Origin of the sequence: Providencia sp. PROV272, assembly GCF_049901975.1 — a bacterium.
Taxonomy (GTDB): domain Bacteria; phylum Pseudomonadota; class Gammaproteobacteria; order Enterobacterales; family Enterobacteriaceae; genus Providencia; species Providencia stuartii.
The window spans coordinates 1,683,485-1,707,846 of record NZ_CP096291.1; the positions used below are offsets into that span (position 1 = coordinate 1,683,485).

General features: G+C 43.5%; 22 protein-coding genes. 16 read left to right on the forward strand and 6 right to left on the reverse strand.

Going from position 1 to position 24,362, the window contains the following annotated elements:
• Positions 1–21 precede the first annotated feature (21 nt).
• Entirely contained in the window at positions 22–507 is a 486-nt protein-coding gene (sixA, locus tag M1E93_RS07525) for a phosphohistidine phosphatase SixA (protein WP_004921240.1), read from the forward strand.
• 97 nt (positions 508–604) lie between these two features.
• On the opposite strand, the gene smrB is transcribed toward sixA, so the two are convergent.
• Positions 605–1,147, reverse strand: coding sequence for an endonuclease SmrB (smrB, locus tag M1E93_RS07530; RefSeq protein WP_004921238.1), 543 nt, complete (start codon positions 1,145–1,147; stop codon positions 605–607).
• Positions 1,148–1,390: 243 nt separating this feature from the next.
• On the opposite strand from smrB, the gene hutI reads away from it, so the two are divergent.
• The 12 genes from hutI to M1E93_RS07590 all read left to right on the forward strand — a co-directional run bounded on the left by hutI (position 1,391) and on the right by M1E93_RS07590 (position 14,724).
• Positions 1,391–2,629 (forward strand): imidazolonepropionase, encoded by a 1,239-nt coding sequence (hutI, locus tag M1E93_RS07535; RefSeq protein WP_014656290.1) that lies wholly within the window; start codon positions 1,391–1,393, stop codon positions 2,627–2,629.
• 254 nt (positions 2,630–2,883) lie between these two features.
• Positions 2,884–3,831 carry an IS30 family transposase gene (locus M1E93_RS07540; RefSeq protein ID WP_140035165.1) on the forward strand — a complete coding sequence of 316 codons (948 nt, stop codon included), beginning with the start codon at positions 2,884–2,886 and terminating at the stop codon, positions 3,829–3,831.
• Positions 3,832–4,075: 244 nt separating this feature from the next.
• Positions 4,076–4,819: a histidine utilization repressor gene (hutC, locus tag M1E93_RS07545; protein WP_004921235.1), complete on the forward strand. Its 744-nt coding sequence runs from the start codon at positions 4,076–4,078 to the stop codon at positions 4,817–4,819.
• A gap of 380 nt (positions 4,820–5,199) precedes the next feature.
• Complete coding sequence (hutU, locus tag M1E93_RS07550; RefSeq protein WP_004921233.1) at positions 5,200–6,885, forward strand: urocanate hydratase; 1,686 nt, start codon at positions 5,200–5,202, stop codon at positions 6,883–6,885.
• A gap of 12 nt (positions 6,886–6,897) precedes the next feature.
• Positions 6,898–8,430 (forward strand): histidine ammonia-lyase, encoded by a 1,533-nt coding sequence (hutH, locus tag M1E93_RS07555; RefSeq protein ID WP_104873586.1) that lies wholly within the window; start codon positions 6,898–6,900, stop codon positions 8,428–8,430.
• Positions 8,431–8,636: 206 nt separating this feature from the next.
• Positions 8,637–10,034, forward strand: coding sequence for an amino acid permease (locus M1E93_RS07560; RefSeq protein WP_014656287.1), 1,398 nt, complete (start codon positions 8,637–8,639; stop codon positions 10,032–10,034).
• A 161-nt stretch (positions 10,035–10,195) separates the two neighbouring features.
• Positions 10,196–11,128 carry a 50S ribosomal protein L3 N(5)-glutamine methyltransferase gene (gene prmB, locus M1E93_RS07565; RefSeq protein ID WP_004921227.1) on the forward strand — a complete coding sequence of 311 codons (933 nt, stop codon included), beginning with the start codon at positions 10,196–10,198 and terminating at the stop codon, positions 11,126–11,128.
• 74 nt (positions 11,129–11,202) lie between these two features.
• Positions 11,203–12,300 (forward strand): chorismate synthase, encoded by a 1,098-nt coding sequence (gene aroC / locus M1E93_RS07570; protein ID WP_104873585.1) that lies wholly within the window; start codon positions 11,203–11,205, stop codon positions 12,298–12,300.
• A gap of 170 nt (positions 12,301–12,470) precedes the next feature.
• Positions 12,471–13,274 (forward strand): TSUP family transporter, encoded by an 804-nt coding sequence (locus M1E93_RS07575; protein ID WP_014656286.1) that lies wholly within the window; start codon positions 12,471–12,473, stop codon positions 13,272–13,274.
• A gap of 16 nt (positions 13,275–13,290) precedes the next feature.
• Positions 13,291–13,839, forward strand: a complete 549-nt coding sequence (locus tag M1E93_RS07580) for an elongation factor P hydroxylase (RefSeq protein WP_004921221.1) — start codon at positions 13,291–13,293, stop codon at positions 13,837–13,839.
• 29 nt (positions 13,840–13,868) lie between these two features.
• The gene (locus M1E93_RS07585) at positions 13,869–14,141 is read left to right on the forward strand and encodes a YfcL family protein (protein ID WP_004921219.1); all 273 of its coding nucleotides are present in this window, start codon (positions 13,869–13,871) and stop codon (positions 14,139–14,141) included.
• Between the two features lie 58 nt (positions 14,142–14,199).
• Positions 14,200–14,724: a GNAT family N-acetyltransferase gene (locus tag M1E93_RS07590; protein WP_104873584.1), complete on the forward strand. Its 525-nt coding sequence runs from the start codon at positions 14,200–14,202 to the stop codon at positions 14,722–14,724.
• Positions 14,725–14,859: 135 nt separating this feature from the next.
• On the opposite strand, the gene mnmC is transcribed toward M1E93_RS07590, so the two are convergent.
• Positions 14,860–16,914: a bifunctional tRNA (5-methylaminomethyl-2-thiouridine)(34)-methyltransferase MnmD/FAD-dependent 5-carboxymethylaminomethyl-2-thiouridine(34) oxidoreductase MnmC gene (gene mnmC / locus M1E93_RS07595; protein WP_426207248.1), complete on the reverse strand. Its 2,055-nt coding sequence runs from the start codon at positions 16,912–16,914 to the stop codon at positions 14,860–14,862.
• Positions 16,915–17,118: 204 nt separating this feature from the next.
• Here mnmC and fabB point away from each other — a divergent pair, with 204 nt between their 5' ends.
• Positions 17,119–18,333 (forward strand): beta-ketoacyl-ACP synthase I, encoded by a 1,215-nt coding sequence (gene fabB / locus M1E93_RS07600; RefSeq protein ID WP_060561130.1) that lies wholly within the window; start codon positions 17,119–17,121, stop codon positions 18,331–18,333.
• 59 nt (positions 18,334–18,392) lie between these two features.
• Here fabB and M1E93_RS07605 read toward each other — a convergent pair whose 3' ends face one another.
• From M1E93_RS07605 to M1E93_RS07620, 4 genes are all read right to left on the reverse strand, one after another.
• Entirely contained in the window at positions 18,393–18,836 is a 444-nt protein-coding gene (locus M1E93_RS07605; RefSeq protein ID WP_060561129.1) for a hypothetical protein, read from the reverse strand.
• 177 nt (positions 18,837–19,013) lie between these two features.
• Positions 19,014–20,531 carry a tripartite tricarboxylate transporter permease gene (locus tag M1E93_RS07610; protein ID WP_004921210.1) on the reverse strand — a complete coding sequence of 506 codons (1,518 nt, stop codon included), beginning with the start codon at positions 20,529–20,531 and terminating at the stop codon, positions 19,014–19,016.
• A 10-nt stretch (positions 20,532–20,541) separates the two neighbouring features.
• Positions 20,542–20,973: a tripartite tricarboxylate transporter TctB family protein gene (locus M1E93_RS07615; RefSeq protein WP_004921207.1), complete on the reverse strand. Its 432-nt coding sequence runs from the start codon at positions 20,971–20,973 to the stop codon at positions 20,542–20,544.
• A gap of 12 nt (positions 20,974–20,985) precedes the next feature.
• Positions 20,986–21,960 carry a Bug family tripartite tricarboxylate transporter substrate binding protein gene (locus M1E93_RS07620; protein ID WP_004921205.1) on the reverse strand — a complete coding sequence of 325 codons (975 nt, stop codon included), beginning with the start codon at positions 21,958–21,960 and terminating at the stop codon, positions 20,986–20,988.
• Between the two features lie 291 nt (positions 21,961–22,251).
• Between M1E93_RS07620 and tctD the strand changes: the two genes are divergently transcribed.
• Together tctD and M1E93_RS07630 are read left to right on the forward strand one after the other, a co-directional pair.
• Entirely contained in the window at positions 22,252–22,920 is a 669-nt protein-coding gene (gene tctD / locus M1E93_RS07625; RefSeq protein ID WP_004921202.1) for a transcriptional regulator TctD, read from the forward strand.
• Complete coding sequence (locus tag M1E93_RS07630; RefSeq protein ID WP_014656281.1) at positions 22,917–24,335, forward strand: sensor histidine kinase; 1,419 nt, start codon at positions 22,917–22,919, stop codon at positions 24,333–24,335. The genes tctD and M1E93_RS07630 overlap by 4 nt, the downstream gene beginning before the upstream one ends.
• Positions 24,336–24,362 lie beyond the last annotated feature (27 nt).

Here is a 24,362-nt window from a genome sequence, read left to right on the forward strand (position 1 = left end):
AGGCTACTCAGATGGTGGATTATGCAAGTTTATATTATGCGTCATGGTGATGCCGCACTACAGGCCGCAAGTGATGCGGCAAGAGCGTTAACTCAAAAAGGGAAAGATGATTCGGTATTGATGGCTCAATGGTTGAATAAACGTCATCCAGAGATTGATCATGTCCTAGTAAGTCCTTATCTTCGAGCAGAGCAAACACTACAAACTGTCCGTGAGCATCTTAGCCTACCTGAACAAGCTACGGTAATGGAGATGTTAACACCCGGTGGGAATGCGGCATTTGTGGCAGATCATATTCGTGACCTAGCAATAATGGGAGCGAATGCCGTATTGGTGGTGTCTCATCTACCTCTTGTCGGGTATTTAGTTTCAGAGTTATGCCCTCATGAAGCACCTCCGATGTTTATCACTTCTTCGATTGCCTGCATTGAAATGGATGTGAAGCACCATAAAGCCCATTTAGATTGGATGCTCAGCCCAGCTCAATTACTCTCAGTCAATCAGTAATGGCGACCAGTTAGCCCCTAGGGGCTTTTAAACGGTCTGTTGTCGTGATGAAAAATGGCTAACGTTGTATTGTGTAATATGAAGACGCTGAAAATTGCTAGCGCCTAATGTGTTCTTGAGTTTCAATTAATAAGAGTAGTGACGCATTCCCGCCCCATTCTTTAGGTGCTTGATGAAAAGCAAGAATATCTGGGTGTTGGGCTAACCACAGTGGCGTTTGCTGCTTTAAAATATGCTTACCATGGCCGTGCATAATGCACGCACAAAAGACATTTTCGCGTTTACATGCGGCAATCAGCGCCCCAATTTCCTGTTTCGCTTCTAATTGCGTTAAGCCATGCAAATCAAGAAAAAGTTCAGGAACATAATCGCCTCGACGCAATTTTTTCAGTTCGTAAGGGCTAGAGCCGGGTTTCAAATAGCGAGTTGGGCCTTCATCTTCCAATTGAGGTTGAAATTCATCTGAAAAATAAAATGAAGCATCGATTTGTTCTTGTTGGACTTTTTTACTTGAAGGATGAGTGACTTTTGTTCGCACAGGAGTATGCAAGATTTGATCTTGTGCTATCTTTTTTGTGCCGCGAATAGCTTCTTTAAATAGATGAATGTCATCTTTGTCTAATTCAAATTTATTTTTCATTCGATTAATTATCTTAGCTAGCTGTTTAATTATCTTTTTCAGATAGTACTTATCTACATTAGTGTAACCTATTTTTGGTGACGAAGGTTATAGCTGTGGATTATAAGATTTAACTAACAAAATTTTAACGTTATGGGCAGTTTACATTGACAATTGTAGCTGTATTGACTAATTGTATATACATATATATACCTGTTATCTATTGCAGTGGTAAATGTACTTATTAAACCCATAGGATCTGTTATGTCATTTAAAACACTTGCTCATGATGTCGTCTGGCGAAATGGCCGCATTGCTACAATGGATCTGGGATCTAACGTGGCATATGGACTCTTAGAAAATCACGATATGGTCACGCGAGAGAATAAGATCGTGGCGATTGAACCAAAAGGTGAGTTAGATACAGCTAATTGTAAAGTAGTGGATCTAGAAGGGCGCTTAATTACACCAGGTTTAATTGATTGCCATACGCATTTGGTTTTTGGTGGCAATCGTGCGGCCGAGTGGGAGCAGCGGATGAATGGTGTCTCTTATGAGACTATTAGCCAACAAGGTGGTGGGATTAACTCTACTGTACGTGCCACGCGAGCGTTAAATGAAGATGAACTCTATCAGGTTTCACAACCGCGATTAGAGGCGCTGATCCGTGAAGGTGTCACAACCATTGAGATGAAGTCAGGCTATGGCTTGGATTTGAAGAGTGAGCAAAAACAGCTCATGGTTGCCAAAAAATTAGCCGAAGCATACCCAGTAACAGTCAGTTCAACTTTGCTATCAGCGCATACGGTACCGCCTGAGTATAAAGATAAAGCTGATGAATATATTGATCTAATTTGTACGGATATTATGCCAACATTGTGGCAGCAAGGGTTATTTGAAGCCGTTGACGTCTTTTGTGAGACGGTGGGCTTTTCGCTAGAACAGAGCCAAAAACTATTTGCAGCCGCACAAAAATTGGGGATCCCAGTCAAGGGGCATGTTGAGCAGTTGTCCAACCTTGGAGGCAGCGAACTGGTTGCTAGTTATCGGGGATTATCGGTTGATCATATTGAGTATCTTGATCTTAATGGTATTCGTGCACTAAAAGAGAGTGGAACAGTAGCCGTTTTACTTCCGGGCGCCTTTTATTTCTTGAGAGAGAAAAAATTGCCACCTATAGAACTGTTGCGTGAACATCAAATACCAATGGCGGTATCAACGGATTTTAACCCTGGCACAAGCCCTTTCGCTTCACTACGTATGATCATGAATATGGCTGCTGTACTATTTAGATTAACACCTGAAGAAGTATGGGCTGGAGTTACTTGTCATGCTGCGAAAGCATTAGGTCGCGAGGCAAGCCATGGACAGCTTAAGGTCGGCTATCAGGCTGACTTTGTGGTTTGGAATGCGGTTGACCCCGTTGAGATGATTTATGAGCAAGGTAGCCAGCCATTATATATGCGAGTTTATCAAGGCAATATTAGTCATCATAACTCATAAGTGAATTAAAGTATCAGATAGTTTGCACGCTGGTGGAGTAGGAACGGGATGAGAATATAAACCGTTCCTTCAAATAGAATAATGTCGATAAAATCAGCTGATTATTAGTTATTTTTGTTAGAAATTCATTAAATCATAAAATTCCTATGGCGCGAATTCAGATAATAAGTGCAACGCTCGGTCATGTTAGATGGAAGGACGGTTAGCTACTGATAAGCTATCCTGCTCTTCCGACCAAAGATGAGCGAGTAAGTATGAAGTATCAGCAACTAACCGAAGGACAACGATACCAGATATCGATACTGCGTGAGGATAATTTATCCTGCCATGAGATAGGTATCCGTATCGGTGTAAGCAAGTCCACGGTCTCCCGTGAACTGAGGCGTAACACTTCAGATACTGGTTATAACCCACAACAGGCACACCAGAAGTGCTGTGATAGGCGGCTGTCATCTGCCAAAAGGACAATTCCTCAGCAGACCATAGATTTCGTGATATTTGCTCTGGAGTGGAAGTGGAGTCCTGAGCAAATAAGTGCAATTGGCAGCATTATTGGTCTTAGCGTCAGCCATGAATGGATTTACCAGTATATCTATGCGGATAAGCGTAGCGGTGGCGAGTTGTACAGGCATCTTAGGCAGGGCAAACGGCGATATCGTAAGGGCTACGGGCAGAAACGAGGGCGCATCCCTGATGCGGTATCCATTGAGCTACGGCCGTCAGTCGTCGATGACCGTAGCCGTCTGGGGGACTGGGAGGCCGATTTGGTGCAGGGTAAACAGGGCACTGGTGCTATCGTGACACTGGCAGAACGCAAAAGCCGTATTTACCTGACAAAAAAGGTGTTTTCAAAGGATGCGGTGGAAGTCAGTAAGGCCATTATCTCACTGCTGAGTGAGTATCAGGATGTATGTCACACAATAACGTTCGATAACGGTCTAGAGTTTAGTGAGCACAAGGCGATAGCAGAAGCACTGAACGCAGATACGTACTTTGCCCATCCGTATGCCTCGCATGAGCGTGGGCTGAACGAGAATACGAATGGGTTGTTAAGACAGTTTATCCCGAAAGGAACAGACCTGCGGACAGTGACAGAAGAAGACTTACAACGCTATCAGGGAGCGTTGAACAGCAGGCCACGCAAGTGTCTGGGGTTCAGACAACCTTCGGTGGTGTTTGCGGAGCTAAGAAAGGCGGCTTAGCGTTGCACTTCGGACTTGAATCCGCCTTGTTTGGTGTTGCCAACATTATCAATTTGTTGTGTGGTAATATATGCTGTAAGGGGTTTTTGTTAGCCTTTAATTGGTAAATAGACTTGTAGGATATTTACAGAGGGTTAAGTTTTATTTGCGACTGTCAGAATATCCGCTATTTGATAGCACAACTTAATAGTATAACGGTAACCCTAAGTTTTTACTTTAAGGGTTTGGCATTTTACTTTTTAAAATGGAAACGATTGTGACAGCAGAAAAAAAAGGTAATAGAGACAACCCGATCCCGCTCTATTTGCAAGTAAAACAGTTAATAACAGAAAAAATCCATACAGGTGAGTGGCAGGCGAATGATCGTGTTCCCTCGGAATCTGAATTGGTCAAACAATTCGAATGTAGCCGTATGACGGCAAATCGTGCATTAAGGGAGCTGACAGCAGAAGGGCTGTTAGTTAGGGTTCAAGGGGTCGGTACATTCGTCGCAGAGCCAAAAGGCCAATCAGCGCTATTTGAAGTTCATAGCATTGAGTCCGAAATTCTGGCAAGAAATCATCAATATAGCTGTAAAATTATCAAGCTAGAAGAGGTTGCTGCATCGGTTTCGTTGGCTGCGGAATTGAATATCGCCCCTGAAACAAGGGTATTCCATTCAATTATTATTCATTACGAAAATGATGTACCAGTGCAAATTGAAGATCGGTATGTCAATGCGCTAGCGGCTCCTGATTATCTACAACAAGACTTTTTGACCATCACTCCTCATGACTACCTTTCAATGGTGGCGCCATTAACAGAAGGTGAGCATATCGTTGAGGCCATTGAAGCCGATGAGCGCGCCGCTAAATGGCTGAATATTGCGTTAGGCTCTTCTTGCTTATTAATTTCAAGACGTACATGGTCCCAATCATTTGTGGTGACTAGCACGAAATTATTATTTCCGGGGCATCGCTATAAATTGAAAGGGCATTTTACCTCTTAGTATCTCAAGGCAACGCTATTTTATGGGGTTGCTTTCCTAGCGTATTTTATCGAATAAATGTTGAAAATTACGTCTATATTGACCATGAGTAGAAGGTTTATCTTAATCTCATGGTGAATTTTGATATTTCCCGCTAAAACCCTTGAAAGATGTGAATTAATTGTAAATTTAATGTGATCTCACTGGCAGATTTAGAAGAAAATTTAACCACCAATTTGATGTGGTTTTTTCATAATCCATTGAAATATAATATGTAATTATTATTTATCTGCATTTCATTCTCAATTTTGATGTTAAATAGGGTATTGATTGTACATGTATATACAACTATACCTATATAAAGACGTTATCAGTACAAGCTGAATCTATCGAAAGAGGGTATGAATGTGACAACGATAAATAATAAATACAGAAATGGTGATATCAGAGCACCACGAGGTAACACTCTCAGCGCGAAAAGCTGGTTGACTGAAGCCCCTTTACGTATGCTGATGAATAACCTAGATCCTGATGTTGCCGAAAATCCACATGAACTGGTCGTTTATGGCGGTATTGGTCGTGCGGCACGTAATTGGCAGTGCTATGACAAAATTGTTGAAACACTTAAAAATTTAGAGAGTGATGAAACTCTACTGGTCCAATCTGGCAAGCCCGTTGGCGTCTTTAAAACCCATGAAAATGCCCCTCGCGTATTAATCGCAAACTCAAACCTTGTACCACATTGGGCTAACTGGGAACACTTTAACGAATTGGATGCGAAAGGGTTGGCAATGTATGGCCAAATGACGGCGGGTAGCTGGATTTACATTGGTAGCCAAGGCATTGTTCAAGGGACTTATGAAACTTTCGTTGAAGCAGGGCGCCAACATTATAATGGTGACTTAACTGGGCGCTGGGTGCTCACGGCAGGGTTAGGCGGTATGGGCGGGGCGCAGCCGTTAGCAGCAACACTCGCGGGTGCCTGTTCACTGAATATCGAATGTCAACAAAGCCGTATTGATTTTCGCTTGCGTACCCGTTATGTGGATGAGCAAGCGACCGATCTGGATGATGCATTGGCGCGTATCAAAAAATACACCTCGGAAGGGAAAGCTGTATCAATCGCCTTATGTGCTAACGCGGCTGAAATCTTACCAGAGTTAGTGAAACGTGGCGTTCGCCCAGATATGGTTACCGACCAAACGAGTGCTCACGATCCTCTCAATGGTTATTTACCTGTTGGGATGAGTTGGGAAGAGTATCGCGAGCGTAGCGTGAAAGATCCTGAAGGCACAGCGAAAGCAGCAAAAGCATCGATGGCTGAACATGTTAAAGCGATGCTCGCCTTCCAAAAACAAGGCATTCCAACATTTGATTATGGTAACAATATCCGTCAAATGGCCCTTGAAATGGGCGTCAAAAATGCTTTTGATTTCCCAGGGTTTGTACCTGCTTATATTCGCCCATTATTCTGTCGCGGTATTGGTCCTTTCCGCTGGGTGGCGTTATCCGGTGATCCTGAAGATATTTATAAAACAGATGCAAAAGTAAAACAGCTTTTACCTGACGATAAGCATTTACATCGTTGGTTAGATATGGCGCGTGAACGTATCAGTTTCCAAGGCTTACCCGCACGTATTTGTTGGGTTGGCTTGGGGGATAGGGCGAAATTAGGTTTAGCTTTTAATGAAATGGTAAGAAGCGGTGAAGTTTCAGCGCCGATCGTGATTGGTCGAGATCACCTTGATTCAGGATCAGTTGCTAGCCCAAACCGCGAAACAGAAGCGATGAAAGATGGTTCAGATGCCGTCTCTGATTGGCCTTTACTGAATGCCTTATTAAATACAGCAAGTGGAGCAACATGGGTTTCATTACACCATGGTGGAGGGGTCGGTATGGGCTTCTCTCAACATTCAGGGGTGGTGATTGTGTGCGATGGCACTGATGAAGCTGCTGAGCGGATTGCTCGTGTTCTACACAATGACCCTGCGACAGGTGTCATGCGCCATGCTGATGCGGGTTATGATATAGCGATTCAGTGCGCACAAGAAAAAAATCTTAACCTACCGATGTTAAAAACACGCTAAGAGGAGCCGGGCATGACTAAGTTAACTATCCATCCAGGAAAAATGTCACTGAATGATTTGCGTATTGTACTTGCACAGCCTGTAACGGTTGCTCTCGATAAACGCTCTCATTTGGCAATCGAAAAAAGTGTGGCAACGGTAAATAAGATTATTGCTGAAGATAAGACGGCATACGGTATTAATACAGGATTCGGTTTATTAGCCAATACCCGAATCGCTGCAAAAGATCTGCAATCGCTGCAACGCTCTATTGTGATGTCACATGCAGCGGGCGTGGGTGAACCGCTTGATGACGAATTGGTTCGTCTGATTATGGTTTTAAAAATTAATAGTTTAGCTCGTGGCTTCTCTGGTATTCGATTAGAAGTGATTGAAGCCCTAATTGCGTTAGTGAATCACCAAGTTTATCCCTTTATTCCTGCTAAAGGTTCAGTTGGTGCCTCTGGTGATTTAGCACCTTTAGCGCATATGAGTTTGCTGCTACTTGGTGAAGGGAAAGCACGCTATCAAGGTAAATGGCTCAGCGCTAAATCGGCACTTGAAAAAGCAGGGCTAAAACCGTTGAAACTGGAAGCGAAAGAAGGTCTAGCACTATTAAACGGCACCCAAGTATCAACGGCGTTTGCGCTAAAAGGGTTATTTGAAGCTGAGAACTTGCTGCTAAGCGGTATTGTTTGTGGCTCTCTGAGTGTGGAAGCGGCATTGGGGTCACGCAAACCATTTGATGCGCGCGTCCACGAGGTGCGTGGTCAAAAAGGGCAAATTGATGTTGCAAGACTATTTCGTGAGGTGTTAACACCAACGAGTGAGTTGGCTCAATCTCATGAAAATTGCGTTAAAGTACAAGACCCTTATTCGTTACGTTGCCAGCCTCAAGTGATGGGGGCCTGTTTGACGCAAATTCGTCAAGCGGCTGAGGTAATTTTAATCGAGTCGAATGCTGTTTCTGACAACCCATTAGTCTTTACTGATAATGGTGACATTATCTCTGGCGGTAACTTCCACGCGGAGCCAGTGGCAATGGCTGCGGACAACATCGCGCTTGCTTTAGCCGAAATCGGTGCACTGTCTGAACGACGTATTGCGTTATTGATGGATACGCACATGTCTCAATTGCCACCATTCCTCGTTAATAATGGCGGGGTCAACTCTGGTTTTATGATTGCTCAGGTAACTGCGGCAGCATTGGCGAGTGAAAATAAAGCATTAGCACATCCATCCAGTGTTGATAGTTTACCGACCTCGGCAAACCAAGAGGACCATGTCTCTATGGCGCCAGCAGCAGGCCGCCGCTTGTGGGAAATAGCAAAAAATGTGACAGGCATTTTAGCCATTGAATGGTTATCGGCATGTCAAGGGATCGACTTTCGTGAGGGCTTAAAATCAAGCGAGGTATTAGAAAAAGCCCGTCACATATTGCGTGATAAAGTCGCGTATTATGATAAAGACCGCTATTTTGCCCCTGATATTGATGCGGCAATTCAGCTCATTACGGAACAAAAGCTATCAACATTGTTCCCTGAAAACTCGGTTTTTCCTAAATAATACATCACGCAAATAATAAGCGGTCGGCAATGTATCGGCCGCTTGTAGTATTTATCTGCACGACCATTATTAAAAATAGTACCCATTAATCTTCAAGCGACATGAGAGATAGATATCTGTCTGTCACCTTAGTGAGCTAGTGTCTACTCATCATTCTGATAAGTAGCTTGAATGATTTAGGGTATATAAAAAACGAAGGATAAATCATGCAAAGCACAACAAAACTTACGCGTGGACTTTCTGCGCGTCACATCCGGTTTATGGCCCTCGGGGCAGCGATTGGTACAGGTCTTTTTTATGGTTCAGCAAAAGCGATTGAAACGGCAGGCCCTGCGGTTTTAATTGCTTATATTATTGGTGGCGCGGCAGTTTTTATGGTGATGCGCGCCCTAGGGGAAATGGCGGTACATAACCCCCTTGCTGGCTCCTTCTCACAGTATGCAAGTCACTATTTAGGTCCACGAGCAGGTTTTTTTGCTGGTTGGACATATGTTTTTGAAATGCTCATTGTCTGCTTAGCAGACGTCACCGCATTTGGTTTTTATATGAAGCTCTGGTTTCCTGAGGTCGCTCAGTGGATCTGGGTTTTGAGTATCATCTGTTTTATCGGGGCAATTAACCTTTGTCATGTAAAAGTATTTGGTGAAATGGAGTTCTGGCTCTCTATCATCAAAATTGTTGCAATTATCGCGATGATCATCGGCGGTGCGGCGATTATGGTGTTTGGCTTTGGGCAAGCCTCTGAGCATGCAGTCGGTATTACAAACCTATTTGAGCACGGTGGCTTTATGCCAAATGGGATCGGAGGGGTTATCGCATCGTTTGCCGTGGTAATGTTCGCCTTTGGGGGCATTGAAGTCATTGGTATTACGGCAAGTGAAGCTAAAAATCCTGACGTAACAATTCCTCGTGCTATCAATGCGGTACCAATTCGTATCCTACTCTTTTATGTCTTAACTTTATTTGTCTTAATGTGTATCTACCCTTGGAATCAAATTGGTCACCAAGGCAGTCCATTCGTACAAATTTTTGATAGCCTAGGCATTGCATCGGCTGCAAACATTTTGAACGTGGTAGTGATCACCGCAGCAATCTCCGCTATCAACAGTGACATCTTTGGGGCGGGCCGTATGATGTATGGTATGGCACACGAAGGGCAGGCACCGAAAGTATTCACTAAACTGACCAAAAATGGTGTGCCATGGATGACCGTACTGGTGATGTCAATTATTTTGCTGGTTGGGGTGGTATTGAATTATCTGATCCCTGAAAAAGTGTTCTTAGTGATTGCATCGATTGCAACCTTTGCCACGATTTGGGTATGGCTGATGATCTTGGTATCACAGGTAGCCATGCGCCGCAAAATGACGCCAGAGCAGGTGAGTAAACTGAAATTCCCTGTACCATTATGGCCAGTTGGTCCAGCACTTGCCATCATATTTATGCTATTTATCTTTGGGGTACTCGGTTATTTTGAAGATACACGTATTGCTTTATATGTGGGTATTGTTTGGTTGGTGATTTTAGCCGTCGTTTATGCACTGTGGGTTAAACAACCCAATGCGGAGACTGACGTAAATTACAACGCTGAGTCGGTAGAATAACGACTTATCCTAAGAGGCCTCCAGTTTAAACAGGGGGCCTCTTGACATTAAATAGCTTCCCCTCTGTTTTCCTCGCGATTTTATTGTATTAATCTGCTGATTTGTGTCTCACTTCGTGGCAAACTTGAACACTTTCGATATACAGTCTGGAGAAACCCTTCTTGGAAAAGATCTTCGTTGATGAAGCTGTTGCTGAGCTTCATACCATTCAGGACATTTTACGTTGGACAATGAGCCGCTTTAATGCTGCCAATGTTTATTATGGTCACGGTACTGATAATGCATGGGATGAAGCGTTACAATTAGTGCTACCAACGCTTTACTTACCTCTTGATGTACCGGATGAACTATTGACCTCGCGCCTGACCCCAACGGAGCGTCATCGTATCATTGAACGTGTATTGCGTCGTATTAATGAGCGTGTTCCAGTGGCTTACCTGACTAACTGTTCGTGGTTCTGTGGACATGAGTTCTATGTGGATGAGCGTGTATTAATTCCTCGTTCACCAATTGGAGAGCTTATCAACAACCATTTTGTTGGCTTGTTGGCTGATGAGCCGCGAACGATACTTGATATGTGTACAGGGAGTGGCTGTATCGCAATCGCCTGTGCGTATGAATTCCCTGAAGCGGAAGTGGATGCGGTCGATATCTCGACCGATGTGCTTGCCGTTACTGAACACAATATTGCGAATCATGGTTTAGAGCACCGCGTTATTCCTATCCGCTCTGATCTGTTTAGGGATATGCCTGACGTTAAGTATGATTTAATTGTGACTAATCCACCTTATGTTGATGCTGAGGATATGGATGATTTACCGGAAGAGTTCCGCGTTGAGCCTGAATTGGCGCTAGCGGCGGGAAGCGATGGTTTAAAATTGGTGCGTCGTATTTTAGCAAATGCACCACGCTTTCTGAGTGATGAGGGTGTATTGATCTGCGAAGTCGGTAACAGTATGGTACATCTGATTGAACAATACCCAGAAATTCCCTTTATTTGGTTAGAGTTTGAGTATGGTGGTGATGGAGTATTTATGTTGACGCGTGAGCAATTAGTTGAACATCATGCTCATTTTCAACTTTATATTGATTAAGAAAATATTGCGCGGCATTCTAATCAACCACAACATCAAAATAACAATCATGAAATATTAATTAGGAATTTGGTATGGCAGGAAATTCAATAGGGCAACTGTTTCGGGTTACCACTTTTGGGGAATCTCATGGCTTGGCTTTGGGGTGCATCATTGATGGTGTGCCACCAGGGCTAGCATTAACAGAAGCCGATCTACAAGGGGATCTTGACCGCCGCCGTCCGGGAACGTCTCGTTATACTACTGCACGTCGAGAGCCTGATCAGGTCAAAATTCTATCTGGGGTATTTAATGGTGTCACTACGGGAACCAGCATAGGCCTATTGATTGAAAATACCGATCAACGTTCTCAAGACTACAGCGCAATTAAAGATGTCTTTAGACCAGGGCACGCAGATTATACCTACGAACAAAAATATGGTCAGCGCGACTACCGTGGAGGCGGGCGCTCTTCTGCTCGTGAAACGGCTATGCGTGTTGCGGCTGGAGCAATCGCTAAAAAATACCTACAAGAAAAATTGGGGATCACGATACGTGCCTGTTTGACACAAATGGGGTCAGTGAAATGTGAAATCAAAGATTGGTCTATTGTTGAGCAAAACCCTTTTTTCAGCCCTGACCCTAGTCAATTAGAAGCGCTAGATGAGTTACTAAGAGGGCTAAAAAAAGAGGGAGATTCGATTGGCGCGAAAGTGACTGTCGTGGCTGAGAATGTACCAGCAGGATTGGGAGAGCCTGTATTTGACCGCTTAGATGCAGATATTGCTCATGCTTTAATGAGTATTAATGCTGTTAAAGGGGTTGAAATTGGGGATGGTTTTGGAGTAATTGGCCTGAAAGGGAGTGAAAACCGCGATGAAATCACTCGCGAGGGCTTCACTTCAAACCACGCTGGGGGAATTTTAGGGGGGATAAGTAGCAGCCAACCTATTATTGCGCATATCGCGATGAAGCCAACCTCCAGTATTACCGTTTCAGGTAAAACGCTAAATCGTGATGGTGAAGAAGTCGAAATGATCACCAAAGGTCGACATGACCCTTGTGTTGGTATTCGAGCCGTACCTATTGCAGAAGCAATGATGGCGATTGTATTGATGGATCACTATTTACGTCACCGTGGGCAATGTGCTGATGTTATACCCACAATGAAACCATTTTCAGGATTGTCGTAAAGAGTGCGTAAGGGGGCATAGTCTCCCTTATTGTTAATATGAAGGTTTGGATGACGCCTCCTTAAAAATACCTCATCTGGGCAGTGATACTCTGTGGGCTTGTATTTGTTTATCAGCGGCAGAGTAGATTACGTATCGCCGTAATGGCAATTCTGTTACTTGGATTAAAAATGGATTGGCTGACTGTTGTTGCACCTGAAATTTATTTATTACTTTTCTGTGTTGCATTGTTCGCGGGATTTATTGACTCCATAGCTGGCGGCGGGGGGTTATTAACTATCCCTGCATTACTTTCTGTCGGTATAACGCCTGTTGAGGCACTTGCAACTAACAAACTCCAAGCAGTTGGAGGTTCGTTCTCATCGTCACTCTATTTTGTTCGACGTAAAGCGATTAACTTACGAGAGCAAATGTTCCCCTTTATCATGACGATCATTGGTGCCATGTTAGGCGCCATCTTGATCCAAATGATTAATACGGATTTTCTCAAACAGCTCTTGCCTATCATGGTTATCTGCGTTGGCCTTTACTTTTTGTTAACACCGTCAATTGGTGCACAAGATCGTAAGCAACGTATTAGTATGCCTGTTTTTGGGGTTGCTGTTGGTATGACGATGGGTTTTTATGATGGTGCATTTGGGCCGGGAACTGGGTCATTTTTAGCATTAGGCTATGTGTTATTGTTGGGGTATAACCTTGCTAAAGCGACTGCCCATGCTAAGTTACTGAACTTTGCCTCAAATTTTGGCTCTTTAATATTTTTTATTATCGGAGGTCATGTTCTTTGGGTGCTCGGTTTTGTTATGCTTATCGGCCAAATGGTTGGCGCAAGACTAGGCGCTCGCTTGGTGTTAACGAAAGGGCAAAAACTGATCAGGCCAATGATTGTGATCATCTCTTTGCTGATGAGTATTAAATTGCTCCATGACAGCCATGGCGATGCTATCAAAGCTTGGGTTGTTTCATTATTTTAAAATGATTTGAATTTCCATGATTAAACATCATTATCAGCAGTTGATTGATATTTTTGAACAGTGCTTTGGCGAAGAGTACAACACCAAATTGGTGAAAGGTGACGATGAGCCAGTTTATTTACCGGCCGATGAGCAAACACCTTATCATCGCATTGTCTTTGCACATGGTTTTTTCACCAGCGCACTGCATGAAATTTCGCATTGGTGCATTGCGGGAGAGGCAAGACGCCAGCAAGTCGATTATGGCTACTGGTATTGCCCCGATGGTCGTGATGAAAAAACGCAATGTGCATTTGAAGTCGTTGAAATCAAACCTCAGGCGTTAGATTGGTTATTTTGTGTAGCGGCTGGCATTCCTTTTAATGTCAGTTGCGACAATCTAGAAGGGGATTTTGAGCCTGACCGTATCGCATTTCAGCGCAAAGTACATGGCCAAGTGATGGAATATTTAGCAAATGGTATTCCTGAAAGGCCATTACGCTTTGTGAACGCGTTACAAACGTTTTACAATACTCCACCACTTTGTGCAGAAGACTTCCCTTATCCGGAAGATATTTTTGCCTAATGACACATTAACGAGAGTAAGGATTAAGCATGCTTGCGGATTTTGAAACACGCATACTGACAAAAATTGATGATATGGTCGAACACGCAAGTGACGATGAATTATTTGCGGGCGGCTATTTGCGTGGGCATCTAACCCTTGCTGTCGCAGAGCTTGAACAAGAGAATGAAACCAGTGTTGATGCACTTTATCAACGTGTTGAAGAGAGTATTCAGCAGGCAATTAAAGGGGGAGAGCTCACCCCACCAGATCAAGTGCTGGTTTTAGGTATGTGGAAATCCTTACTGGATGACGTGCGTTAATCACACACTATATTGATTATTAAGAGGAGGAAGCTCCTCTTTTTTATAGGTTTATTTTATGTTTCATATTCGCCAAGCACAGCCGTGCGACGCAAAAAAACTCCCTACTATCGAGCGCTCTGCCGCGCAAGTATTTCGTGGTCATCATCAATTTGCTTGGATTGCTGACGATGAAGTGCAATCAGAGCAAGATCATCTACAGTTTATTCAGGACAATAGGGAATGGGTGGCGGTAGATAATGACGATCAGCCCATTGGCTTTATTAATGTCGACAAATTAACGCATAGCCTCCATATTGGTGAAATTTCTGTGTGCCAATCGTGGCAGGGTAAGGGCGTAGGTCGGGCATTAATTCAGCATATTCTCCAATATGCGTTACAACATCACTTTGACTATGTGACGCTAACCACTTTCCGTGAAATCCCTTGGAATGCACCGTATTATCAGCGTTTTGGATTTTCTATCATTGATGAAGAGGCTCTACCCACTGAGTTAGAAGAAATTCTACAACAAGAAATTGATGCTGGGTTTAATGCTGCTGATCGTTGTGCAATGAGGATTAAAACAGTCCGTCCGAATTAAGATAGCAGTAACTTACTGTTTTTAGACGTTAATAGCCGCATTGAACGAATGCGGCTATTTTTTGCTGTTCATTCATATCGCTTTTTAAGCGATAAAGCGCTCGATATTATTACGTCAATAGAGCACAGGATTCTGTTATTTTATGATGTTTTCTTGTGGCATCACTTTAACTTCACGGCCTTTGAGCAATTTTCTCACCCAAAAGCGGTTAGGGTGCAATGCGGCTAACGTTTCATCATCTAAAGGCAGTGGTTCATTAAAGATTTGTGCGGCGAGTAACTCACCACACAAAGGCGCGGTTGAAAGCCCTCGTGAGCCTAACGCCCCTAAGATAAAGAGATTAGGATAGGTTGGGGCGAGTATAATATTTGCCTGTTTTTCCATCTGTTCAGGTAAATTTTCATAAGCTGCCATTAATTGCGTAAAGTGAGGGATATTCCCCACTAGTGGCATATGGTCGCGGATCACACAGCGGATCCCTTGGCGAGCTTGTTGAGCAGAAACATCAACCTCTTCTGGCCAACTCACATCGGGCAAACTATTGAGCAGTTTTTGGCGATTATCTTGCTGGTCTACTTCACTGTATGCAAAATCTAAGTGGTTACGCTGATAACTTGCCCCAATACAGTGCTGCTGGTTATTGGGATTTACTGGGGTTAAATAACCTTCATAGCATAATACATTGTTAAGTTGGCTTAATGATGGTGTCGTTGGGATATGACTCACTTGCCCTTTCACGGGGGTCACTGGAAGTTGTTGGGTTTGTTGAAACTGGGTAAGTAAATGACCATTAGCAATGACAACCGTTTGATGTAAATATTGTTGCTGTTTGCCGGAAACATTCGCAGATAAAGTCCACCCTTCCTCAGAATGCTGTAATTGCTCAACATCGTGATTAAAATGAAATTGAACGCCTTTTTCAGCGAGATAGCGCATAAGGCTTTCACATAATTGAGCGGGGCAAAGCCATCCCCCTTTAGCATAATGAATACCAGCATGGTTAACATCAAGACCTGCTAACTCGGTTAACTGCTCACGTGTCTTTGCAGCCGCGAACGCAGCAGGCCACTCAGTTTGCAGCATCGCATCAATCTTTTTGCGGCTTCTTTCATGGTAGGCTAGCTCAGAAACACCGCACCACTGGCTATCAAATGGGATCCCCGATTGGGAAAGATGACGATAAAAGCGGTGCGCATAAGGGAACGCACTGACGAAAAAACGCTCTAGAGGGTTATCACGCCCATTGAGAAGTGGGTAGACCGCCCCTTGGCGGTTGCCAGAAGCATTTTGTGCCACTTGTTGGTCTTTGCAATAGAGCGTGACGTTAGCACCGCGCTGATTTAAGGCATAGGCGGTGGTTAAACTGGCGAGACCTCCGCCTATGATAGCAACATCGGTTGGTATTGCAGCTGGCTGACGAGCGAACCAAGGTGTCATCATTTCGTCATGCTTATCCGCTAAGCTGCCTGTTAACATTTCCCGTTTACGACCAAAACCTTTAATTTTTTTGATAGTGAAACCCGCTTGTTGTAATCCGCGTTTCACAAAACCCGCAGAGGTAAAGGTCGCAAAAGTGCCTCCTTGGCGGGCAAATTTAGCCATTGCAGTGAACAGTTGTTCGCTCCACATTTGTGGGTTTTTAGAAGGTGCAAATCCATCTAAAAACCAAGCATCTATCTTATTGTTTAAATTGCTATTAAGTAGAGGTAATTGTTCATTTACGTCACCAAACCATAAATCAAGAATGATTTCCCCATTTTTTAAGATAATACGTTGGTTACCGGGTAGGGGATCAGGCCATTTTTCACAGAGCATTTGGGAGAGTGGATCTAGCTCAGGCCAACGGCTGTGGGCTGCTTTTAGGTCTTCTTGGCTGAGGGGGTATTTTTCAAAACTGATAAAGTGTAAGCGTTGTAGTTTTGCGTTGGGATGATTTTGCTTAAACTCTTCAAAACATTGGCATAAAGTAAGAAAGTTTAACCCAGTACCGAAGCCTGTTTCGGCAATAACACAGGTTTCAAAAGGATGTGTTTCAAAGCGCGTTGGAAATTGATTTCCTTGTAAAAAAACGTAGCGAGTTTCTTCAAGTCCATCTTGATTAGAAAAATAGACATCATCAAATTGTTCTGATACTGGCGTACCTTCATCATTCCAGCTAAGGCGGGCTGTTTGCACGGCTGACTTTTTCACACTTATGCCTGTTCTTATCCAAATAATCATTGAATTTTAGCGCCGAACAGGCATCAAGGCTACCTTTGAACAAAAATGTTATTATGTTCGATGAAAAAAAAATACAAATATTTACCCTGATCGGACTTGTTCAGCTTACAAGTGTAAGCTAAAGTGACAACCTGTAATCCCGTACTCACATTATTAAAAGACATGAGGTAATGAATGAAGCGTGCAGTCATCACTGGCCTGGGTATTGTTTCCAGTATTGGTAATAACCAGGAAGAAGTACTGGCTTCTCTGAAGGAAGGTCGTTCCGGGATCACTTTCTCAGAAGAATTCAAAGAGGCGGGGCTGCGTAGCCACGTCTGGGGTAATGTAAAAATGGATACTGACGGTCTGATTGATCGTAAGATCCGCCGTTTCATGAGTGATTGCTCAGTTTACGCCTATCTGTCTATGGAGCAGGCAATTAGTGATTCGGGTTTAACAGACGAACAAGTTTCGAATTTACGTACTGGTTTAGTGGTTGGTTCTGGCGGGGGCTCTCCGCGTAACCAAGTTGCTGGCTCTGATGGTATGCGTGCAAAAGGCCTTCGTGGTGTAGGCCCTTACATGGTTACACGAGCTATGGCATCTGGGATCTCAGCTTGCTTAGCAACACCTTTTAAAATTAAAGGGGTGAACTACTCAATCAGCTCTGCTTGCTCCACTTCTGCACACTGTATTGGTCATGCAGTTGAATTGATCCAGTTAGGTAAACAAGACGTTGTATTTGCAGGTGGCGGTGAAGAGTTGAGCTGGGAAATGACCTGTGAATTCGATGCAATGGGTGCATTGTCAACAAAATACAATGATACTCCAAGCAAAGCATCAAGAACCTACGATACTGACCGCGATGGTTTTGTTATTGCAGGTGGCGGTGGTATCGTGGTGGTTGAAGAGCTTGAGCACGCGCTCGCTCGTGGTGCCCATATCTACGCTGAAATTGTTGGTTATGGCGCAACGTCAGATGGTGCTGACATGGTTGCCCCTTCAGGTGAAGGTGCAGTACGTTGCATGCAAATGGCTATGCAAAGCATTGATGGTAAGGTTGATTACATCAATACACATGGTACTTCTACCCCTGTGGGTGATACGAAAGAGCTCGAAGCGATTCAAGAAGTATTTGGTAATGACTCACCCGCTATTTCTGCCACTAAGGCAATGACAGGGCACTCTTTAGGTGCTGCGGGTGTTCACGAAGCCATTTATAGCTTATTAATGTTAGAGCATGGCTTTATTGCACCAAGTATCAACGTCGAAAACTTAGACCCTAAAGCTCAAGGGCTGAATATTGTTACGAAACCGACAGAGCAAGCATTAGAGACAGTTATGTCTAACAGCTTTGGCTTTGGGGGGACTAACGCAACGTTAGTGATGAGCAAATATAAAGGCTAATTGGTCTTTCACGCTATCAAATTAAAAGCGAGAACCTCGATTCTCGCTTTTTTTTATGGTCAATCACCGCCGCCGCCACCGCCACAATCTCCTCCACCTGAATCACCGCCTGAAAAGTGGCCACTATGGTTATCGTCAGAACGACTTGTATGATGATGGCTGTCTGAATCACTGCTTGGTGATAAATAGGGCGGATGTGATGATGATGTATTTGACGGAAAACGGAACACATCTTTTTTAATATTAATCACTTTTGCTTTGTTATCCACTACGCCAATTGTAATGACACTGACATTCTTAGTGAGGCGTAGTACCAATTTGCCATCGCAATACAGATGGACTTTACCAACCGTTTTCGCTAATAGCTCACCATTATCTTTATACGTTATTGTGGCAGGGTACTCGCTACTGATTTGGTATAGGTTATTGAATACAGTCACAAATTGATTATGATGAAGTGGCTTAGGCTGCCATTTAAAAAAAGCTTGTAACAATTTAAGCATAACAAATAATGTCGTCTAAGAGTGCTCACTGAGTATAAATAGGTAAAGGGAACATTGGCTGACTTGCTGAATGTTTAACGCCTTGTACTAAATGCAATGTGATGCTCAGTAATAAAAAATGCCCCTAACTACCGGTCGGGGCAAAGTTTACAGAGAAATCGATGAGATAATATAAGCTTAATCCGAGAGGGTGGATGGTTGGTGTTGGCGCTTTTTACGTATTAATTTAATAATTGGTGGTAGAGCGAGAACAAGTACAGCCATTACCAGTAAGCATTGAGAAATCGAACTACTCCAAAGAATATCGAAATCACCATTACTGATAGATAAAGAGCGACGTAAATTTTGTTCCAACATCTCGCCAAGAACAAAGCCAAGGATCAACGGCGATAATGGGAAATTCATTTTCCGTAGGATATAGCCAAATATGCCAAGTCCCATCATGAGTAGTAAGTCAAATGTAGTACTGTGAACCGCGTATACTCCAACGGCTGATATGGTGGCGATTGTCGGTACTAAGAACCAAAGTGGCACAGAGAGCATGCGTGTGAATAGCCCAATTAATGGAATATTCATGATCAATAAAACGATATTGGCTATCAACAATGCCGCGACTAATCCCCACACAATATCCGGTTGTTCCGTGAACATGCCAGGACCTGGAGTAATGTTATACAGTGTTAATGCGCCCATCATAACGGCGGTCGTACCTGAACCGGGAACACCAAGGGTCAACATCGGGATAAATGAGCCACAGGCTGAAGCATTATTAGCGGCTTCCGGCGCTGCAACACCTCGTACATCACCGTTACCAAACTGGTTGTTAGCCCCACTGATTTTTTTCTCTGTCATATAGGTGATAGCACTGGCGATGGTAGCACCCGCGCCGGGGAGGACACCGACAAAAAAACCGATAAAAGAGGAGCGTAACGTAGGGCCAGCACAAGCTTTAGCCTCTTTACGATTGAACAGCATACGGCCTGTTTTACGGATCAGCCCTTGGCCTGTTGCAGTTCCTTCTAACATCAATAGAATTTCACTAACGGAAAATAGCCCAATAACGAGCACAATAAATTGGATGCCATCCGATAAATTGACACTATTGAAAGTAAAGCGGTACTCACCAGAGTTTGCATCAACACCCACCGTGGCGAATGCGAGGCCAATTAATGCAGCCAGTAGGGATTTAACTGGGTTTTGGCTCATCATACTGCCAAGGCACGCGATGGCAAATACCATGAGCGCAAAGTATTCGGCGGGGCCGAACGCCAGCGCCCATTGTGCAAGTAATGGGGCGAATAGAATGATCCCGAAGATAGCGATGGTAGAGCCGATAAAGGAACTTACCGCTGAAATTGATAACGCCACCCCACCTTTACCCTGTTTTGCCATAGGGTAGCCATCAAGGGTTGTCATAATCGCGGCAGCATCACCGGGCACGTTTAATAAAATAGACGAGATTCGACCACCATATTCACAGCCTAGGTAGACGGTTGCCAACAATATTAAAGCCGATTCAGCAGGCAGTTTAAGGGCAAAAGCGAGCGGTAAAAGTATTGCAACGCCGTTTACTGGCCCTAATCCAGGCAACATACCGACAACCGTACCAATAAAGCAACCGATAAGTGCGATCACTAGGTTTTGTGGAATTAGTGCCACTTCAAAGCCTTGTGAAAGGTACATCCAAGTTTCCATGGCTATCTCCTTAATTAAACAAGTTGCCAATTGGCAAAGTGACATCCAGTAGCTTGTCGAAAGCATAAAAAAGCGTGATACCTAATACTGGGCCGGAAATGATGGCAGCAATAGGTGTCGCGCCAAACAGCAACGCAATACTGATAGTCAATAGAGAGGTCGATAACGGGAAGCCTAGCCACTCAAATACCCAAGCATAGATAACCAATGAAAGGATGAGTAATACTAAGCGACGTAACACATATGCCTTAGGCCATTCAATCGCTTCTTGTTTACCAACAAGTAAGATGAATGCGCATAAAGCCATTAACGAAAGTATGGCTATCGGAAAAGGGCGGGGGCCAAGTGGTTCATAGGCGTATTCACTTTGTATCCCCCAGCCAATATAGAGGCCGATACCACACAATATTAGCCAGACAATGGCGAATATGCGTTGGCTCATTATTGGCCTCCGTTATTTCGCTAAGCCAAATGAACGAGCTTGTTCGCGGTATTGCTCGATCTCTTTTTTGACATAACTATCCAGCTCTTGACCTGTTAAGTTATATTCAAATAACCCGCGTAGCTCACGTTGTTTCTTGAACTCATCGGTTTGTTGGAGTTTTTTGAAGGCTTCAACCCATTGATTATAATCTTCATCTGAGACTTTTGGCCCCATATAGAAACCACGAATAATCGGCCACTCAATGTCGTAACCTTGTTCTTTCGCTGTTGGAATATTTTCAAGGCCATCACCAAGGCGCTTATCGGAATAAACGGCTAATACACGCACTTTCCCATCATTAAGGTAAGGAGCCATTTCACTCATATCACCCGACATGACTTGGATGTGATTACCTAACAGTGCAGTTAAAGTTTCGCCACCGCCTTCAAAGGCCACATAGCGCATTTTGCGCGGATCCACATCAATCTGTTTCGCGAGTAATGCCGTCTTCATCCAATCTTGACTACCTACCGATCCACCAGCACCAAAGACGATACTGTTAGGGTCTTTTTTGAATGCTTCCATCAGATCTTTTAGATTTTTATAAGGAGAGTCTTCACGAACAGCTATCATGCCGTAATCACTTCCCACACTGGCGAGCCAACGTACATCATTTTCGTTGTAACGACCAAATTTCCCTTGTGCTAGGTTAAGCAGTGAGCCGCCTGAGAAAGCAACGATTGTGCCAGCTTCGGCTGGGCGTTGTGCAACGATGGCATTATAAGCCACCGCGCCAATACCACCAGGCATATAGGTAACACGCATGGGTTTTTCAATTTCTTTGGTTTCGAGTAGGGAAACTTGCACTAACTTACAGGTTAAATCAAATCCACCGCCGGGTTTTGCTGGTGCGATACATTCAGTACGCTCAGGTAGAGCCGCAGCTTGGTTAAGACCAGCAAAGAAAAGGGCAGCAGCGAGTGTCGCTAATGATGTTTTTTTCATTCTTTATTTCCTCACAAAAAAGCAGACAAAAAGAGATGTCATTGTTGTTTTTCTAATCATCATCATTGGCTCATAAAGCTTTCATTTACCTTTCATTAACAAACGAAGTTGTTTTTTTGTGATGAATATCAGATTGTTTATTATTAGTAGTTTTAACTTGTTAATTTAATGTTAATTTGTATTCATATAATATTCTTGTGAGCCACCTTGAAAATATTGTGCTTAAGTATTTTATTTCTCAGGGGTTAATGCGAACGTATACTCAGTATTGAATGAATTGAGAGCATACAAATGAGAATATTATTGGTTGAGGATCATGACGAGTTGTCGTTATGGTTACAAAAAGCGCTTAGTTCGACCGGCTTTGCTGTCGATATTGCGAGTGATGGCGCAATTGCTGATCAATTATTACAAACAGAAAGCTACTCATTAGTGGTATTAGATGTGTCGTTGCCAAGGCTCAGCGGGTTAGAAGTACTTGCCCAAATGAGAAAACGGGGTCAAGAGATCCCCGTGTTGTTGTTAACGGCAAACTCAGATGTCTCAGATAGGGTCAAAGGGTTAAATGCAGGGGCAGATGATTATCTCACTAAACCGTTTGATTTAGCGGAATTAGAAGCTCGGATCAGAGCATTATTACGGCGGAGCCAAGGGCAGGTGAATGAGCCACAACGTTTTGGTTCACTTTGCTACCATGAAGAAGGCTATTTCTTAGTGGATAAAGAGCCGCTGGCCTTAACACCAAGAGAATTCGCAGTACTTAATACATTATTTCATCGTCGTGGGCGGCCTGTCTCAAAGACACAATTATTCGAACAGGTTTTTTCATTGTCCGATGAAGCTAACTTACAGAGTATTGAATTGTATGTGCATCGAGTAAGGAAAAAACTCACAGGAACCGATGTCAATATCAATACGCTTCGCGGATTAGGATACCGATTAGAGCAGTGTAGTGTATGAAATTAGTCTCTCATCCACGCTCTCTCTTTCATCAGTTACTGCTCTTTTTCGGTATCCCCCTCATTATGTTGGGGGGATTCTCCGTTTATACTCACTATTACAGTGCCAAAAACGCGGCAAATCAGGCCTATGATCGGACATTATTGGCTTCGGCTCGTACTGTTGCCGAGCGGCTAAAGGTTGAAAACGGTCATTTGATTGTTGATGTTCCTTATGTCGTTTTAGACAGTTTCGAACGAAATATTAATGACCGATTGTTTTACCAAGTGATTGCGCCTAATGGTGAAACGATTTCTGGCTATGATGACCTACCTGAAATTCCCCCAAATTGGATGCGCTCTCAGTACTATACGGCGCTGGTCTATTTTTATGATGCCGAATATAAAGGTTTGCCTATCCGTGTGGCCACGTTTTATCAACCGATAAATGAAGGTGGCATGATGGGAATGGTGCAAATTCGCGTTGCTGAAACAGTCTCTTCGCGGCATGAGTTTGCTCGTCAACTATTAATATCCTCATTAATGAGCCAAGGTACAGTCGTGTTCCTGACATTAGTGCTGGCCTATTTATTACTGAGTAAGCTATTAACGCCGTTGAAAAAGTTATCTCAGTTAATGATGGGGCGCTCTGCTAATGATCTCACACCTATTCCTGATATTCTGCCATGGTCTGAATTATCGCCACTCGTGGACGCCCTGAATCGCTATATTGAAAGGCTAAAACGGATGGTTAAACGCCAAGAGCGCTTTAGTGCCGACGCTTCTCATCAATTGAAAACACCTTTAACGGTACTTAAAACCCAAGTGTCGGTTGCCCTGAATAGTACAAATGAAGTTCAGCGGCAGCAAAGTCTGCATGCGATTAATAAAACCCTCGACAGTACGATTGTCTTAACTGATAGGTTATTGCAACTCGCGCGTTTAAAAGCGCATGAGAAAGAGGCTATTCGTCACTATCGCGCGATTAATTTAGTGGAGTTAGTCCAACAGGCTTGTTTTACACGATTGGGGCAAGCCGAAAGTAAAGGAATTGACCTTGGTTATGAAGGACAAGAGCAATCATGGATTAAAGGTGAGCCTATTTTATTGGCAGAAATGTGTGCGAACTTAATCGATAATGCCATTAAATATACCCCTGATAACGGTATTGTAACGGTACGGATATTATTAAGTGAAAACAAACAGCATACCATATTAGAAGTTGAAGATTCAGGACCCGGTATCCCCGATAAAAAAATCAGTCGCTCAATGGAAGCATTTACACGCTTAAATAATGCATTAGCTATGGAAGGATCAGGTCTCGGGCTTGCGTTAGTGAAAGATATTGCAATTTATCATGGTACCGACCTGCAATTATTGAAGGGAAGAGAACTCGGTGGTTTGTTGGCAAAGGTGGTGTTTCAAACTAGCCAGTGATAAGTCAGATGAGGGTATTAATATAAT